Origin of the sequence: Streptomyces sp. NBC_00158 (genome assembly GCF_045160885.1) — a bacterium.
In the GTDB taxonomy this organism is placed as follows: Bacteria; Actinomycetota; Actinomycetes; order Streptomycetales; family Streptomycetaceae; genus Streptomyces.
The window spans coordinates 6,004,444-6,019,738 of sequence record NZ_CP108161.1 but is presented as its reverse complement, the minus strand read 5'-3'; the positions used below and the strand labels follow the sequence as shown (position 1 = coordinate 6,019,738).

The following is a 15,295-nucleotide window of genomic DNA, read 5'->3' as shown; positions in this document are numbered from 1 at the left end:
CCGATCGCGCGAGCACGGCTCGAAGACCTCACCGGGACGGTCGACCAGCCGTGGACGGCGCCTCGCCCGTGGATTCCGCGTCGGTGGCGTCGGTGGCGTCGGTGCCGACCGGGCCGCGGGGAAGCATCCGGTCCAGCCACTTCGGCAGCCACCAGTTGGTCCGGCCGAGGAGCGTCATGGTCGCCGGTACCAACACCATGCGGACGACCGTGGCGTCGATGAGGATCGCGGTGGCCAGGCCGAGCCCGAACATCTTGGCGGAGGGGTCATCGGCGACGGCGAAGGACAGGAAGACGGCCACCATGATGAGCGCGGCCGACGTGATGATCCTGGCGGTACCCGCGACGCCCTCCACGATCGCCGTGGCGTTGTCGCCGGTGCGCACGTACTCCTCGCGCACGCGGGAGAGGAGGAACACCTCGTAGTCCATCGACAGGCCGAACAGGATGGCGAAGAGGAACATCGGGATGAACGACACGATCGGAACCGTCGCTTCCAGCCCGATGAGCGCGCCTCCCCATCCCCACTGGAAGACCGCGACCATGATCCCGTAGGCCGCGCCGATGCTCAGCAGGTTCAGCAGCACGGCCTTGAGCGGTACGAGTATCGAGCGGAAGACCAGCATCAGCAGCAGGAACGACATCGCCAGCACGGCGGCGACGAACACCGGCAGGCGTTGGCTGGTGCGTCGGCCCACGTCGGACAGGCTCGCCGCGGCGCCGCCGACGTGGGCCCTGGCCGGGCCGTGCCCGACCGCCGCGGGCAGCACGTCGGTGCGCAGCCGGGCGATGGTGCCGGCCGTGGCCTTGTCCTGGGGGCTGGTGGTCGGGAACACCACGAGGGTCGCGATGCCGGTGGCCCGGTCGACGTGCGCCGGTGCGACGGAGGCGATGCCCGGATCCGCGGCGACCGCTCCGACGAGCCGGTCCAGCACTCCCGGATCACCGGCGGGGTCCGTGGCGATGACGAGGGGGCCGTTGGTGCCCGGGCCGAACCCCTCGGCGACGAGGTCGTAGGCCCGGCGCTCGGTACGGCCCTGCGGCAGCGAGCCGTCGTCGGGCAGGCCGACGCGCAGGCCGAGCACGGGCAGCGCCGCGGTCAGCAGCAGCCCCGCCGCACCGACCGCGTACGCCGCCGGGTGCCTGCTGACGTGCCCGATCCAGCGCCGCCACCCGGCGGCGGGGACGGCGCCCGCCTCCGTGTCCCGCCGCCGGCCGGACCGGCCGGGCCGCCCCGCCCGAAGGGCCCGGGCGATCCGGCCGGCCCGGCCCAGGCGCGGGCCGGCCGCGCCGAGGAAGGCCGGCAGCAGCGTCACCGACGCGAGCACCATGGTCAGGACGACGATCGAGACGGCGAGCCCGCCCACCGTCATGAACGGCACGTTCGCGACCGCCATGCCGAGGATCGACACGACGACGGTGCCGCCGGCGAAGACCACCGGCCGCCCCGCCGTGGCCACCGCCCGACCGGCCGCCTCGTGCGGATCGAGCCCGCGCGCGAGGTACTCCCGGTGCCTGGCCAGCACGAACAGCGCGTAGTCGATGCCCACTCCGAGCCCGACCATGCTGCCCAGGACCGGTGCGAAGGCGGGGACGTCCGTCACCCCCGCCAGTACCGTCATCGTGGCGACCCCGACGGTCAGCCCGAAGACGGCCATGCCGATCGGCAGCGCGGCGGCGACGAGCGAACCGAACGCCAGGAACAGGATCGCGGCCGCCGCGAGGAGGCCGATCAGCTCGCTCACGCCGCCGTCGGGGTCGGAGAAGGCGTAGAAGAGGTCCCCGCCCATCTCGACGCGCAGCGGCAGTTCGGCGCGGAGCCGGTCGCCGAGTCCGACGAGGGCGTCGAGGTCCTCGGCCGACAGCCGGCTCTGGTCGGGGTACTGCACGCGGACGACCGCGATCCGCCCGTCGGCCGAGACGAGGCCGCCTCGCACGGCGGTGTCCCCGCCCGCGTCGAGCGCCCCCGCCGGGTCGCTCGTGCCGAGCACGTGCGGCAGCCGCGTCACCTCGGCCCGCAGCCGGGTGAGAGCGGTGCGCGCGCCGTCGGCGTCGTCGAAGAACGTCGCACCGCCGGCGAGGGGGGTGACGACCACGTGGGCGGTCATCCCCTCCTGGCCGGTGCCGGCCCGTTCGATCAGTTCCGCGGCCCGCTGGGAGTCCAGCCCCGGAGCGGTCATCGTGTCCGCGGTCCGCCCGCCGAGGGCGACGGCGGCGAGGACGGCGAGCGCGGCGGCGACCAGCCATGCCGCGATCACCCGCCAGGGACGGCGGGCGGCGCCCCCACCCAGGCGCAACAGGGCTTTCGACAGCATCGGGTCCTCCAACCGCCTCGTCGGCCGTCCTCGTACGGCCGCCGGTTCCGAGGCTCGTCGCCACGGCGCTCCGCGCCATCGGCCCGCGGGCCGCCGATCCGTCGGCCCCAAGTCGGAGTGCGGGCCCGTACTTTCGGCCGATGCGCGGCGCGGCGCGGTCCCTAGGCTGAGTACGTGCTGCGAGACGACCTGCGAACCCTGTGGACCGAACCCCGGCCGCCCGGCGCGCCCGCCCGGGTACGGCGGGACTGGGCGCTGCTCGCCGCGGGCCTTGCCGGTGTGGCACTGGAGACCACCCTGCGCGAGGACGTCGTGTGGCGGCCGGTGGCGGTGGTGCTGACCGCATGGCTGTGCCTGCTGCCCCTGTGGCGCCGGACCCGCCCGCTGGCGACGGTGACGCTGGCGTTCGGCTCGGTGGCCCTGCTCGCGGTGGCCCCGCTCGTCGCCGCACCGCGCGGGCCCGTCGGCCTGTACACCGGCGCGGTCGTGCTGGTGCTGGTGTACGCGCTGCCCCGGTGGGGATCGGGACGCGAGGTCGTGCTGGGCGGCGCGGTGGTCCTCGCGGCCGGCTCGCTGTGCGTCGCCGTGGACGGGACCCCGGTCGTCGAAAAGGCCGTGGGCCTCGTCTTCCTGCTGCTGCCCGGCGTGGTCGGGGCTGCCGTGCGGTTCCGGGTGACCGCTCGCGAGCGGCAGTTGGAGCAGGTGCGCTCCCGCGAGCGCGAGCAGCTCGCCCGGGAGCTGCACGACACGGTGGCCCACCACGTGTCGGCCATGGTGATCATCGCCCAGGCCGGCCGGGTGCTCGCGGGCACCGACCCGTCCGCCGCCGTCGAGGCGCTGGAGGGGGTCGAGGAGGAAGGGGCGCGCACGCTGGAGGAGATGCGCGCCATGGTCGCCGCGCTGCGCGACCGCGGGGTCGGCGCCGAGCTGGCGCCCCCGGCCGGAGTCGCGGATCTGGAGCGCCTGGTGCGCACCCCGGGTGGCCGCCTCAGGGTCGACCTGGGGCTCGACGGCGAACTGGACGCGCTGACCCCGGCCGTGGACGCGGCCGTCTACCGGATCGTGCAGGAGTCGGTGACCAACGCGCTGCGCCATGCGGTCGACGCGACCGAGCTCGTCGTCCGGGTCGCCGCGGAACGGCACGCGGTACGGGTGAGCGTGCGCGACAACGGCCGGCGCACCGGCCGGGGTCGCGACGGATACGGACTCACCGGACTGCGCGAGCGCGCGACCCTGCTCGGCGGCACACTACGGGCCGGCCCGGGTACCGACCGGGGCTGGCACGTCGAAGCCGAACTGCCGAGGGCGAGGAGCGAGAGCCGTGTCCATTCGCGTCCTCGTCGCTGACGACCAGACGATCATCCGCACCGGGTTGAGGATCATCCTGAACGCCCAGCCCGGCATCGAGGTGGTCGGCGAGGCCGCCGACGGGCGGGAAGCGGTACGCATGGCCCGCGAACTACGCCCCGACGTCTGCCTGTTCGACATCCGCATGCCCGTACTCGACGGGCTGGAGGCCACCCGGCTGGTCGCCGGCCCGGGCGTCGCCGACCCACTGGCCGTGGTCGTCATCACCACGTTCGACCTCGACGAGTACGTCTACGGCTCCCTGCGCGCCGGCGCCCGCGGCTTCCTCCTCAAGGACACGGGACCGGACCTCCTGGCGCAGGCCGTACGATCGGCGTCCGACGGTGAGGCGCTCATCGCGCCCAGCGTCACCGTCCGTCTGCTCCAGGCGTTCGCGGACCTGCCCGCCGGCCGGCCCGCGGCCCAGCCGGTCTCCCCCGTCACCGCCCGCGAGGAGCAGGTGCTCCTCGCCGTCGCCCGCGGGCTGACCAACACCGAGATCGCCGATGCCCTGCACATCAGCCTCAGCACGGTGAAGACGCATCTGGCCAGCCTGATGGCCAAACTCGGCGCCCGCAACCGGGTCGAGATCGCGATGTGGGCCTACGAAACGCGCCGCATCCTCCCCGGAACCTGAGCCGGGTGCCGGGCCGCGTCCCGATGCGCGCCCGCGCCGTCCGGCCCTCTAGTCGTCGTCCGCGGGGAGCACGTCCTCCGGGTCGCAGGCCGCGTCCAGGGACTTCATCAGCCGGTCCCGCTCCATCTCGTCGAGTGCGACCGGCGTCACGTCCGTGGCCCGCGCCAGCCTGCGGAAGCCGCCCCGGCGGGAGAGCCGGCCGCTGACCCGTACCGGCATTCCGGCGAGGTGGGCGTGGACGGCCGTCCGGTAGCCCTCCTCGTCCAGGACGGCCCGTACGTACGGGACCTCCGCGCCCGACAGCACCCGCAGCCGGACCGTCCCCCCGCCGCCCGACGCGGAGCGCCGCATCCGGACCACGGCCCCGGCGAGCCGGACGGCGACGGCGGGTTCGGCCCGGGTGTAGCGGGCGGCGGCCTCGCGCAGCACCGGCAGGTCGCCCGGGGAGAACTCCACCGGCTCGGGCCGTGCCGCGCACCCGGCCGGGACACCGGCCGCAGGTGCCCAGGCCAGCGAGATCCGGGCCCCTTCCGAGCCCCGGACCAGGGAGACGAGCGCCTCGGCGAGTTCCCGGCTGACCCCCGCCGCCACCGCGGCGTCGAAGGCCTCCATGCCGCCGGTCGCCCGCCGGTAGTCCACCGCCTCCCGCGCCGCGTGCAGCGCGTGGTGCAGCCGCGTCACCGCCCCGCGGCCCCCGGCCACGGGTACGTACGCGGCGAGCCTGCGCCCGCCCGGGGCGGGCCCCACCAGCACCCCGTCCAGGAAGCGTTCGGCCTGTGCCCGGTGCCGGGCACCGTAGTACCCGGCGCAGGCCCGGTCGGCGAGGGCTCCGGCCAGCAGCAGCCGGCGGGCGGCCGAGCGCAGCCGTTCCTGCGCGGGCCAGGCGGCCTCGCCCTGGAACCCGTACGGCCCCTGCGGCACCTCCCGCTCCCAGCGGACCTCGTCGCTGGGCACGCTGAGCCCGAGGAGCACCTCCCGCGCCGAGGGCACCCCGCTGCGGGACAGCGCGGTGAGCGCCTCCTCCACCAGGTCCGCGCAGTCGGGGAAGCCCCGGCTCTCGGGGACGAGCAGGCTGGTCCCGGCCCGGTCCGGCGGGGTCCAGCGCCCGTAGCGGCCCGCCGCCCCGCCCCGGCGCAGCCAGCCGTGCCGGTGCAGCAGCGCCCCGAGGACCTGCGGGTCGACCTGCCCGGGATCGGGGGTGCCGGGGGCGGGTCCGGGGCGGGGCAGCGGTTCGAGGTGCGCTGGGTACCGGTCCATCAGGGTGTCCCTCCCGACCCGACCCGGGTCATGATCTCGCACAGCGCCCGGTCGTCGAAGATCCGCTCGGTGGGGATCCGTACGGTGGTGCGCCGCCGGCCGGTCACGGGGTGACCGGCGAGGTTGGTCCAGTAGCAGCAGTGGCGCAGGTCGAGCCGGTCGTGCCCGGCGCTCAGCCACTGCTCCCGCTGCCGCGGTACGAGCATCACCACGAGGATCTTGTGAACGGCGACCGGTGTCCGCGCCAGCTTCACCAGGTGCTCGTTGTCCAGGGTGAAGCCGAAGCTGGCCCCGGCGGGGCGGGGCGGTATCTGGTAGGTCGCCTTGAGCTGCACCTTGATGGTCACCTCGTCGTCGACGACGTGTTCGGGCGCGCCGTGGCTGACGTGCCAGTCGACGCCGTTGTCGGGGAAGGGCTGGGAGAGCGAGCAGCCGGCCGCGGCCGCTACGGCGTGCAGGTAGCCCACCTGGAGGGTCTCCATGCAGGCGGTGGTGGCGAGTGTGCCGCGCAGCGGTCCGGTCGGCGGATCGCCCTGTCCGTGCAGCACCCCGCCCGGTTCGGGCTGTGTGAGCGCCATGGCCGGCTCCCCATGCCTTCCGGGCCCTGCCGTGAACGGTGAACGGGAGTGGCGGGGTGACGACCGGTCATGCGTGCGACCCCCCGCAGGAGTTGTCTCCGTACCCGGCTGCCCGCAAACGGCGTACGGGGCAAACGGCACGGGTATCACGGATTCGGCGGGGGTTCGGCGCGTCATGGGGCGGAGGTGCCCGGTGCGGCCCGTCCGCCGACCGGGGACGAGGAGTTCGCCATGACACGCTGGTACGAGGGGCCGTTGGCCGCTTTCGACACGGAGACCACCGGGGTGGACGTCGAGCAGGACCGGATCGTGTCCGCCGCGCTCGTCGTGCAGGAGTGTGCGGGCGGCCGGGTCCGCTCCACTCGGTGGCTGGTCAATCCCGGCGTTCCGGTGCCGCCGGGCGCCACGGAAGTGCACGGCCTGACCGACGAGCACCTCCAGCGCAACGGCCGGTGGCCGGCGCCGGTGGTGGAGGAGATAGCCCGTGCGCTGGGCGAGCAGCGGATCGCGGGGCGGCCGGTGGTGGTGATGAACGCGCCGTTCGACCTGACGCTGCTGGACCGGGAGTTGCGCCGGCACCGGGCGTCGACGCTGGCGCGGTACCTGGACAACAGGCCGCTGACGGTGCTGGATCCGCGGGTCCTGGACAAGCACCTGGACCGCTACCGCAAGGGCCGCCGCACGCTGACGGACCTGTGCGCGCACTACGGGATAGAGCTGGAGGGGGCGCACGACGCCTCGGCGGACGCGCAGGCGGCCATGGAGGTCGTACGGGCGGTCGGGCGCAGGTTCGCGGCACGGCTGGAGCGGCTGACCCCGGCGGAGCTGCACACGCTCCAGGCGGTGTGGCACGCGGCACAGGCGCGGGGGCTCCAGGCGTGGTTCGCCCGGCAGGGCACTCCGGAGGCGGTGGACCCGCACTGGCCGCTGCGCCCGGAGCTGCCGCAGGCCGCCTGAGGAGCGGGGCCCGCGGGGGACGGGCCCGGGAAATGCGGAAGGCCGGTCCGTCATCAGACGGACCGGCCTGTCCCGGTGGGCGATACTGGGATCGAACCAGTGACCCCTTCGGTGTGAACGAAGTGCTCTCCCGCTGAGCTAATCGCCCGGGAACGCACTGAACAATACAAGAGCCTCGGGGCCGGATCAAACCGCTTCCGGCGGAGCGGCCAGCAGGGCCCGCAGGCCGCGCCGCCCGGCCCGCATCATCAGCGCGTGGTTGAGCCGGAACAGCGGCCGCCCGGCGAGCGCGAACCTCCGCAGCAGGGCGGCCCGCACCTCGACCTCCTGCTCGTAGACCGCCCGCGTGCGGCCCGCGCCCGGCGCCCCCAGGGGGCGTACGGTCCAGCGCGCCCAGCCCTCGATGTCACCGCCGATGGCCGCTTCGAGGACTCCGCGCGCGGGGTCGCGGAGCAGGTCGGTGAGGGTGACGCGGATCCCGTACGGGAGGGCCGAGCGGATCAGCGCGGTCCCGCTGCGCTCGTCGATCCGCTCGGCCCGGCGGACCTGGGGCCACCAGTCCGGGTAGCGGGCGGCGTCGGCGAGCAGGGCGTAGACGAGCGCGGGCGGGGCGTCGAGGTCCCACACGCTGCGGAAGCGGTAGTGCGTCCAGCGCGGCATGGCTCCAGTCTGGCCCGGCCGGGCGCCCCGGCGCGGGGCTTTCCCGATCCCCCGGCCCGCGCCCGCGCCACCGCCCGGGGCCTCCCGAGTAGGTACTCACGGTCCATATGAGTACGCACGCCCATGTCCTGATGGCGTGACGGGCGCCACACTCCGGCTATGGACACCCCCCTGCCGCCGGCCCACGAGCTGGCGCTCATCGACGGCGAGCTCGCCCGACTGGAGGCCCGTCGCGGGTACTTGCTGGCCCGCCGGGACTGGCTGCTGCGGGTCCTGGCGGCGCAGCCGGTGCCCGCCACCGGGCAGTTCGGGCCGGCGGAGCCGTTCGGGCCTCCCCCGCCCGTCGCGCCGGCGTCGAAGCCGAGCGCCCAGAACGTGCTGCTGACGCTGGGCGCGGTGCTGCTGGCGGTGGCAGCGCTGGCGTTCACGCTGGTCAGCTGGGGGTCCCTGGGGATCGGCGGCCGCTCGGCGGTGCTGGCGCTGCTGACGGCGGCCGCGCTCGCGGCGCCCGCCGCGCTGCTGCGGCGCGGGCTGCGGTCGACGGCCGAGGCGGTCGCGGGCCTGGGGCTGCTGCTGACGGTGCTGGACGCGTACGCGGTGCACGCCGTCGGGCTGTCCGGTGCCGAGCCGGTCGCGTACTCGGCCTGGGCGTCGGCGGTGCTGGCGGGCGTCTGGGCCGGTTACGGGGCGGCCCTGGGCCGGCTGCGGCTGCCCCTGCTCGCCGCGGTGGGGGCCGCGCAGCTGCCGTTGCCGCTGGCGGCGGCCGCCGCGGGGGCGGGCCCGCTGGGGGCCGGCGCGGCGCTGCTGGCGACGGCCGCGCTGGACGCGGCCCTGGCGGCGGCGGTGGCGCGCCGGGCGGTACGGGTGCCCGCGTGGGTGTGCTCGGGGGTGCTGGGCGGCATGGCGCTGACGGTGGGCCTGGTGCGGTCGCTCGCGGAGCCGGGTGCGGCCGGGCCGGCGCTGCTGCTGGCGGCGGGGGGCCTGCTGGGCGTGGCGGTGGCCCGGCGCGAGCCCCGGGCTTCGGCGGCCGCCCTGGTGGGGGGCCTGGCGGTGGTGTCGGCGGCCGGGGCGCTGGTCCCGGCCGGGGCGGGCCACGGGTGGTGGGCGGTCGCGGCGCGGGTGGCGGCGGGGCTCGCGCTGTCGGCGGCGGCGGTGCGGGCGGGTGCGGGCTCGGGCGCGGCCCCGGGGGCGGTGCGGCGCGGGCTGCTGCGGGCCGGGGCGGCGGTGGCGGCCCTCGGGGCGCTCGCGGGGCTGGCCGCGGTGGCGGTGGTGCTCGTGGCCCGGGCCGCGGTGCTGCGCGAGGTGTGGGCGGGGACGACCCCGCCCCAGGGCGGGCCGGCTGCGGGGCTCGCGGTGGCGCTGCTGCTCGCGGCGGCCGCGCTGTGGCTGCCGGGCGGGGCGCTGCCGCGGCCGGTGGCGGGGGCCGCGGCGGTGGTGTGCGGCTGGGCGGCGCTGTTCACGGCCCCGATGGCGGCGGGGCTGCCCGTCTGGGCGGTGTTCGCCGCGCAGCTCGGGGTGGCGGCGGCGGCCGGGGCGGCCGCGGTGCGGGCTCCGGCGCGGGCGGTGGCGTTCGCGGCCGGGGGGTGCGCGGGCGTGGGGGCCCTCAGCGTGTCCCTGGCCGCCCTGGACGGCCGGGCGGCCACCTTCGCGGTGTTCGGGCTGCTGGGCGCCTGCTGCGCCCTGGGAGCCGCCCACAGGGCCGCGGCGGTGCCCGTGCGGGCGGGCTTCGCGGTGGGCACCATCGGGTACGCGGCCGCCCTGGCGGTGGCGGCGGGCTCGGTGGCGGGGCTGCCGTGGTCCTGGCGGGCGGTGGCGGTGACGGCCGTACCGGCGCTGGTGGCGGCACTGGCGCCCCGGCTCGGCCCGGTGCGGGTCGCGGCGGAGGCGGCGGGGGCCGGGGCGGGGGTCCTGGCGGTGGCCGTGGCGCTCGCGGCGGGTGACGCGCCGGTGCTGGCACTGGTGCTCGGGCTGGCCGGGACGGTGTGCGCGGGTGCCGCGCTGCGGCCGGAGCGGCGCGGCCTGGGCTGGGCGGCGGGGGTGCTGTTCGTGGCGGCCGCCTGGGTGCGGCTGGCGGCGTGGGGGGTGGCGGTGCCGGAGGCGTACGCGCTTCCGGTGGCGGTGCCGGCGCTGGCGGTGGGGCTGCTGCGCCGCCGCCGCGATCCGGGGGCCTCGTCCTGGTCCGCGTACGGGCCGGGTCTGGGGGCGGCCCTGCTGCCGAGCCTGGTGGCCGCCTGGGGCGACGCGCACTGGCAGCGGCCACTGCTGCTGGGGACGGCGGCGCTGGCCCTCACCCTGGCGGGAGCCCGGCGGCGGCTCCGGGCGCCGCTGCTGCTGGGCGGTGCGGTGCTGACCGCGGTGGCCCTGCACGAGCTGGCCCCGTACGTGGTGCAGGTGGTGGGCGTGCTGCCGCGCTGGCTGCCGCCGGCCCTGGCGGGCCTGCTGCTGCTGGTGGTGGGCGCGACGTACGAGAAGCGGCTGCGTGACGCGCGCCGGCTGCGGGAGGCGGTCGGGCGGCTGCGCTGAGGCGCGGGGGGCCGGGCGTACGACAGAGGCCCGGAGACTCTTCCGAGTCTCCGGGCCTCTGCTCCGGGTGGGCGATACTGGGTTCGAACCAGTGACCCCTTCGGTGTGAACGAAGTGCTCTCCCACTGAGCTAATCGCCCGGACGCACCGCAAACATTACCGCATGTCAGCGGTGCTCCGTGCCACCCCCGAACCGGCACCGGTCCGGCACCGGACCGGCCGGTCACTGGTCCTTGATGTCCCACGGCAGGGTGAGGCCGTACTTCCACAGGTAGAAGCCGATCAGCGCCGCCGCGATGGCGAGGCCGACGCTGGTGAGGATGATGTTGCGGCGCCGGACCTTGGGGTCGAGGGCCTTCTGCGCGGCCTCGGTGACCTTGCGCTTGGTCCAGCGCAGGACCAGGGAGGCCCAGGCGAACTCGGTGGCCCAGATCGCGAGGCCCGCGAAGATCGCGACCCAGCCGGGGCCGGGCAGGACGAGCATGGCGACGCCGGCGCCGATGACGGCGAGGCCGACGATGAAGACGCCGACCTGCCAGCTCAGGTGCAGGCTGCGGTTGGCCTTGATGAAGGCGGGCGCCTTCGACTCGTGCGGCGCCTCGTCGGCGGCCGGCTCGGTGTTGGCGGATTCGTTGGTTCCGCGGTCACTCCCCGTATTCATGGCGCCGAATCTACCGGAGCCCGAAGCACACGTGAATGCCGGTTTGGATCCGCCGTCCGAGGGACCCAGAGGTCCGCAAAACGGTCAGAGGGGTTTACAACGGCACCGTAGGTGGCATGTCGATTTCGCCGACGTGCGAATCCCCGAGCGCACACTGAGCGAAAGGCCCTGGCGCTTATGAACACCACGGTCAGCTGCGAGCTGCACCTGCGCCTCGTTGTGTCGAGCGAGTCCTCACTGCCTGTTCCCGCGGGCCTGCGGTATGACACGGCCGACCCCTACGCCGTGCACGCCACCTTCCACACCGGCGCCGAGGAGACGGTCGAATGGGTATTCGCCCGCGACCTCCTCGCGGAGGGCCTCCACCGGCCCACCGGTACCGGCGACGTCCGCGTCTGGCCGTCCCGCAGCCACGGTCAGGGCGTCGTCTGCATCGCCCTGAGCTCACCGGAGGGAGAAGCGCTGCTCGAAGCACCCGCCCGAGCCCTCGAGTCGTTCCTCAAGCGGACGGACGCCGCGGTCCCACCCGGGACCGAGCACCGGCACTTCGACCTCGACAAGGAGCTGTCCCACATCCTGGCCGAAAGCTGAGCCAGGCCCCCGGCCCGCCACCGTCCGACTCGGGGCGACGGTGCGCGACGGACAACCACATACGGCAGTGCCGGCGCTGTCTCCGCGGAAGCCACCCGCGGGGGCGGCGCCGGTGTGCTCGGGTACCTTTCCGGCGGTAAGCGCTATTGTCGGCCCCCAGTGGGCGGCAGCGGCCCGCCGCCGCAAGGCCCGGCACCCAGGGAGCGACCCCGTGCAGATCCCCCACGACACCCGTCGCGCGCTCGACGTCGTCGTCGCGCTGGTGAACACAGCGGCCGAACCGGAGCAGCCCGACGGACTGTCCGACCTCGGGTCGCTGCGCGGCTTCGTCGAGGAGCACGCGATCAGCGACGTCGGCGAGCTCGGCGCCCGCGACCTCGCCGGGGTGCGGACGGTCCGGGGCAAGTTCGCCCAGGTCTTCGCGGCACCGAACTCCCGTGCGGCCTCCGTACTGATCAACGAGCTCGTGGCCACGGCCGGCACCACCCCGCAGCTGACCGACCACGACGGCTACGACTGGCACGTGCACTACTTCGCGCCGGGCGCCTCGGTGGGCGACCACCTGGCGGCGGACGGCGGCATGGCGCTGGCCTTCATCGTGGTCTCCGGCGAGCAGGAGCGGCTGCGCCGCTGCGAGGCCCCGGACTGCCGGCGGGCCTTCGTGGACCTGTCCCGGAACCGCTCTCGCCGCTACTGCGACAGCCGGACCTGCGGGAACAGGCTGCACGTGGCCGCGTACCGGGCCCGCCGCAAGGAGGCGGACGTCCGGCCCGAGGGCTCAGAGCAGGTAGAGGTCGTGCAGGGCGGCGAGCAGCAGCAGGGTCCCGACCACCGCTAGGAAGATCATCAGCGGCGGCTGGGAAAGCGCGAAGAGGCACCCCCGCCCTTCGGCCGAAGCCGAAGCCGAAGCCGTGGCGACGGTCACGGCGGAGGGCGCGGCAACGGTCACGGCGGCGGCCGCGGCCTGGGCGGCATCGGGGGCCAGAGTGGCGGTGGCCCGGGCGATGGGGGCCTCGGAGGCGGGAGCGGTCGGCTCACCCTGCGATGTGTCGGGCATGTCGGGGCGATGATCGCGCAGCGCGCCCCGGCCCCGCCCCCAACACGCCATGATCGGCCCGGCAGTTCGCCGTCTCTCCCCAGATCAGGTGGTTCCCCCGCGCTTCTCCCCCGCGCGGTCCCGGCATCCGCTACGAACCCGGTCGGCCGTGTGTCGGTCGCGGGGCCGGACACCGGGGTGCGGGACGGTGGGCGTGGTGGGCGGCCGTCCGCGCCGGGCGGCCCCGGGCGCACGCGCGAGAGGCTCCGCATGACCGACAAGGGCATTTCCCCGACCAGCCGGCGGGCCCTCCTGCTGACCGCCGGATCCGCCGGGATCGCCGCGCTGACGGCGTCCTGCGCCCGCCCGGCCACACCCGGCAGGGCCGCACCGGCCCCGTCGGGCGGCGCCACCCCGGACTGCGTGCTGGCGGTGACCTCGGGCGCCGGCCCGAACTACGTCGGCCGGGGCCGGACCCGCTCGGACGTCACCGAGGGCCGCGAGGGCGTACCGCTGCGGCTGGAGCTGACGGTGGTGCGCGCGAAGGACGGCTGCCGGCCGCTCGCGGGCGCCGCCGTCGACATCTGGCAGGCCGACGCCTCGGGCGTGTACTCGGAGGGCAAGCAGACCTGGCTGCGCGGGGTCCAGGTCACCGACGCCGCCGGCCGTTGCGTCTTCGAGACGATCGTCCCGGGCTGGTACGCGGGGCTGGCCCCGCACATCCACTTCAAGGTCCGCCCCGACGGGCGGTCCGAGACGACCTCGCAGTTCTTCCTGCCCGACGCCTTCCTGAAGGAGGTCTACGGGCAGCAGCCGTACGCGCGCCGCAAGGCCCCCCGGGACCCGAACGGCAACGACGACCGCTACCGGGCCGCCGACGGGCGGATGACCCTGGCCCCGGCACCGAACGGCACCGGCTACCGCGCGGCGTTCACCGTGGGCCTCGCGTAGGCCGTCGCGCGGAATCAGATGCCGTGCTTCTTGAGGATCGCCTCGATGTCGGAGAAGTCCTCCGCCGGGGCCGCCGCGGGGGCCGGTCCGGCGCCCTGACGGCCGCCCGTCCCCAGGGACGGCACGGAGGCGCCCGGGGCGACGGCCTCCCGGCCGGGGGCGCCCCCGGCCGCCTTCGGGGCCTTGGGCGCCCGGCCCAGGCCCCGGCGCTCCACGGCCCGGGTGGTCATGAACAGCACCCAGGCCAGGCCCAGCAGCCCGAAGCCGATCCAGACGGTCGGCTTGAAGACCATCCCGGACACCCACTCCACCACGCCGGTCAGCACCAGGGCCACCGGCACCAGCGAGTACGCCGCGATCCGCGTCGCGGCGAGGAAGCGCTTGCGGTACGCGGTCAGCGCGGCGATGCCCAGGCCCGCCGCGGACACCGCGGAACAAATGGTCTCGGCGAGCATGCGGTCCTCCGGCGGTCGGCAGTGCGCGGTCTGTCCCTTCCATCCTGCACCGGCCCGCGTCGCGGCGGCCATGTCCGCGGGCCCGTCCACGCGGATCTCCGGGACATCTCGGGGTCGGACCTCCTCCTCAGGGGGTCTGGGAGACTGTCCGCATGACCGATTCCGTGATCCTCGAAGTCTGGTGCGAACTCCAGTGCCCGGACTGCCACAGCGCCCTGGACGACGTGCGCGCCCTGCGGGCCCGCTACGGCGACCGGCTGGACGTCCGGCTGCGGCACTTCCCGCTGGAGAAGCACAAGCACGCCTTCGCCGCCGCGCAGGCCGCCGAGGAGGCCGCGGAGCAGGGCCAGGGCTGGCCGTACGCGGAGGCCCTGCTCGCCCGCACCGCCGAACTGGGCGAGCGCGGCGAGGCCGTACTGCTGGACGTCGCGCGTGAACTCGGCCTGGACGTGGAGGAGTTCGACACCGCCCTGATCGACGGCCGGCACATCCTGATCGTCGACGCCGACCAGGCCGAGGGCAAGGCCATCGGCGTGACCGGCACCCCGACGTACGTGATCGGCGGCGAGCGCCTGGACGGCGGCAAGAGCCAGGAGGGCCTGCGCGCCCGCATCGAGGAGATCGCGGACCGGCTGCTCGCGGAAGAGACGGCCTAGGAGCCGTCCCGCGCCACGGCGGGCGCGCCCGCTTCCGCCGTGGCGGTCCGGCCGTGGGCCGCGAGCCAGGCGGCGATCCGCTGCTTGTACTCGCGGTGACCCCAGCGACCGTCGTAGCCCGCTATCCACTCCAGATGCCGCAGGACGGTCTCCGAGCGGTACGGGTGGGCCACCGCGACCACGTCGACGCCCCTCTCGCCCGTCGAGCAGATGACGTACACGCTGCTGTCGAGCGCCATCATGCCGAAGCCCGGGTGGCCCGCGTACAGGCCGAGGAAGGCGGAGGCCGCGCCCCGGCCCATGACGTCCCAGCGCTCCAGCAGCCGGACACGGGTCCAGAGCGCGGGCGGCTCCACGTGGTAGCCCTCGCGCATGTCCCGCAGGTAGGCCGCGTGTGTCCGGTTGCCCTGCGGGAGCATCACGAGGAACTCGCGCCGGTGGTCGAAGAGGCCCGTGGCGACGGCGAGCCCGTACCAGTCCTCGTTGAGCCGCTCCACGAGCCCCGGGGTGTCGTAGTCGTGGGAGAAGCCCCCGGCGACGTCCTCGCGCCCGTACGCGCCGACGAACGGCATCACACCCTCCGGCACGGCGTCCGGGACCACCTCCAGACCGGCCCGCCGCAGCGGCCGGTACACCTTGCGCTCACGCTCCTCGGCACCCATCGGTGCCCAG

16 protein-coding genes and 2 tRNA genes are annotated in these 15,295 nt (G+C 75.6%); 8 read left to right on the top strand and 10 right to left on the bottom strand.

The window, feature by feature from the left end:
- Positions 1-28: 28 nt before the first annotated feature.
- Positions 29-2,314, bottom strand: coding sequence for an MMPL family transporter (locus OG553_RS27730; protein WP_405981572.1), 2,286 nt, complete (start codon positions 2,312-2,314; stop codon positions 29-31).
- Between the two features lie 174 nt (positions 2,315-2,488).
- Here OG553_RS27730 and OG553_RS27725 point away from each other — a divergent pair, with 174 nt between their 5' ends.
- Entirely contained in the window at positions 2,489-3,661 is a 1,173-nt protein-coding gene (locus OG553_RS27725; protein WP_405981571.1) for a sensor histidine kinase, read from the top strand.
- Complete coding sequence (locus OG553_RS27720) at positions 3,636-4,298, top strand: response regulator (protein WP_405981570.1); 663 nt, start codon at positions 3,636-3,638, stop codon at positions 4,296-4,298. The genes OG553_RS27725 and OG553_RS27720 overlap by 26 nt, the downstream gene beginning before the upstream one ends.
- Positions 4,299-4,346: 48 nt before the next feature.
- On the opposite strand, the gene OG553_RS27715 is transcribed toward OG553_RS27720, so the two are convergent.
- Both OG553_RS27715 and OG553_RS27710 read right to left on the bottom strand, forming a co-directional pair.
- On the bottom strand, positions 4,347-5,555 hold the full coding sequence (locus tag OG553_RS27715) for a hypothetical protein (RefSeq protein WP_405981569.1): 1,209 nt from the start codon (positions 5,553-5,555) through the stop codon (positions 4,347-4,349).
- A complete protein-coding gene (locus OG553_RS27710; RefSeq protein ID WP_362474168.1) occupies positions 5,555-6,133 on the bottom strand; it encodes a DUF4365 domain-containing protein in 579 nt (192 codons plus the stop codon). The genes OG553_RS27715 and OG553_RS27710 overlap by 1 nt, the downstream gene beginning before the upstream one ends.
- A gap of 231 nt (positions 6,134-6,364) precedes the next feature.
- Between OG553_RS27710 and OG553_RS27705 the strand changes: the two genes are divergently transcribed.
- A complete protein-coding gene (locus OG553_RS27705; protein WP_405981568.1) occupies positions 6,365-7,090 on the top strand; it encodes a 3'-5' exonuclease in 726 nt (241 codons plus the stop codon).
- 76 nt (positions 7,091-7,166) lie between these two features.
- Here the strand turns inward: OG553_RS27705 and OG553_RS27700 are convergent.
- A tRNA-Val gene (locus OG553_RS27700) sits at positions 7,167-7,238 on the bottom strand.
- A 38-nt stretch (positions 7,239-7,276) separates the two neighbouring features.
- Positions 7,277-7,750 (bottom strand): SRPBCC family protein, encoded by a 474-nt coding sequence (locus OG553_RS27695; RefSeq protein WP_405981567.1) that lies wholly within the window; start codon positions 7,748-7,750, stop codon positions 7,277-7,279.
- A gap of 159 nt (positions 7,751-7,909) precedes the next feature.
- Between OG553_RS27695 and OG553_RS27690 the strand changes: the two genes are divergently transcribed.
- A complete protein-coding gene (locus OG553_RS27690; protein WP_405981566.1) occupies positions 7,910-10,273 on the top strand; it encodes an SCO7613 C-terminal domain-containing membrane protein in 2,364 nt (787 codons plus the stop codon).
- Between the two features lie 68 nt (positions 10,274-10,341).
- On the opposite strand, the gene OG553_RS27685 is transcribed toward OG553_RS27690, so the two are convergent.
- Positions 10,342-10,413, bottom strand: a tRNA-Val gene (locus tag OG553_RS27685).
- 83 nt (positions 10,414-10,496) lie between these two features.
- Positions 10,497-10,934 (bottom strand): TIGR02611 family protein, encoded by a 438-nt coding sequence (locus OG553_RS27680; protein WP_405981565.1) that lies wholly within the window; start codon positions 10,932-10,934, stop codon positions 10,497-10,499.
- Positions 10,935-11,111: 177 nt separating this feature from the next.
- Here OG553_RS27680 and OG553_RS27675 point away from each other — a divergent pair, with 177 nt between their 5' ends.
- Positions 11,112-11,525, top strand: coding sequence for an SsgA family sporulation/cell division regulator (locus tag OG553_RS27675; RefSeq protein WP_030011909.1), 414 nt, complete (start codon positions 11,112-11,114; stop codon positions 11,523-11,525).
- A gap of 211 nt (positions 11,526-11,736) precedes the next feature.
- Entirely contained in the window at positions 11,737-12,363 is a 627-nt protein-coding gene (locus OG553_RS27670) for a CGNR zinc finger domain-containing protein (protein ID WP_405981564.1), read from the top strand.
- On the opposite strand, the gene OG553_RS27665 is transcribed toward OG553_RS27670, so the two are convergent.
- On the bottom strand, positions 12,304-12,582 hold the full coding sequence (locus OG553_RS27665) for a hypothetical protein (RefSeq protein WP_405983218.1): 279 nt from the start codon (positions 12,580-12,582) through the stop codon (positions 12,304-12,306). The two genes, OG553_RS27670 and OG553_RS27665, sit on opposite strands and share 60 nt — an antisense overlap.
- A 249-nt stretch (positions 12,583-12,831) precedes the next feature.
- Here OG553_RS27665 and OG553_RS27660 point away from each other — a divergent pair, with 249 nt between their 5' ends.
- Positions 12,832-13,512 (top strand): intradiol ring-cleavage dioxygenase, encoded by a 681-nt coding sequence (locus OG553_RS27660; RefSeq protein ID WP_405981563.1) that lies wholly within the window; start codon positions 12,832-12,834, stop codon positions 13,510-13,512.
- 14 nt (positions 13,513-13,526) lie between these two features.
- Here the strand turns inward: OG553_RS27660 and OG553_RS27655 are convergent, their stop codons facing one another.
- Positions 13,527-13,967, bottom strand: coding sequence for a hypothetical protein (locus OG553_RS27655; protein WP_405981562.1), 441 nt, complete (start codon positions 13,965-13,967; stop codon positions 13,527-13,529).
- 152 nt (positions 13,968-14,119) lie between these two features.
- On the opposite strand from OG553_RS27655, the gene OG553_RS27650 reads away from it, so the two are divergent.
- Complete coding sequence (locus OG553_RS27650) at positions 14,120-14,623, top strand: DsbA family protein (RefSeq protein ID WP_405981561.1); 504 nt, start codon at positions 14,120-14,122, stop codon at positions 14,621-14,623.
- Here the strand turns inward: OG553_RS27650 and OG553_RS27645 are convergent.
- Positions 14,620-15,285: a hypothetical protein gene (locus OG553_RS27645; protein WP_405981560.1), complete on the bottom strand. Its 666-nt coding sequence runs from the start codon at positions 15,283-15,285 to the stop codon at positions 14,620-14,622. The two genes, OG553_RS27650 and OG553_RS27645, sit on opposite strands and share 4 nt — an antisense overlap.
- Between the last annotated feature and the right edge of the window lie 10 nt (positions 15,286-15,295).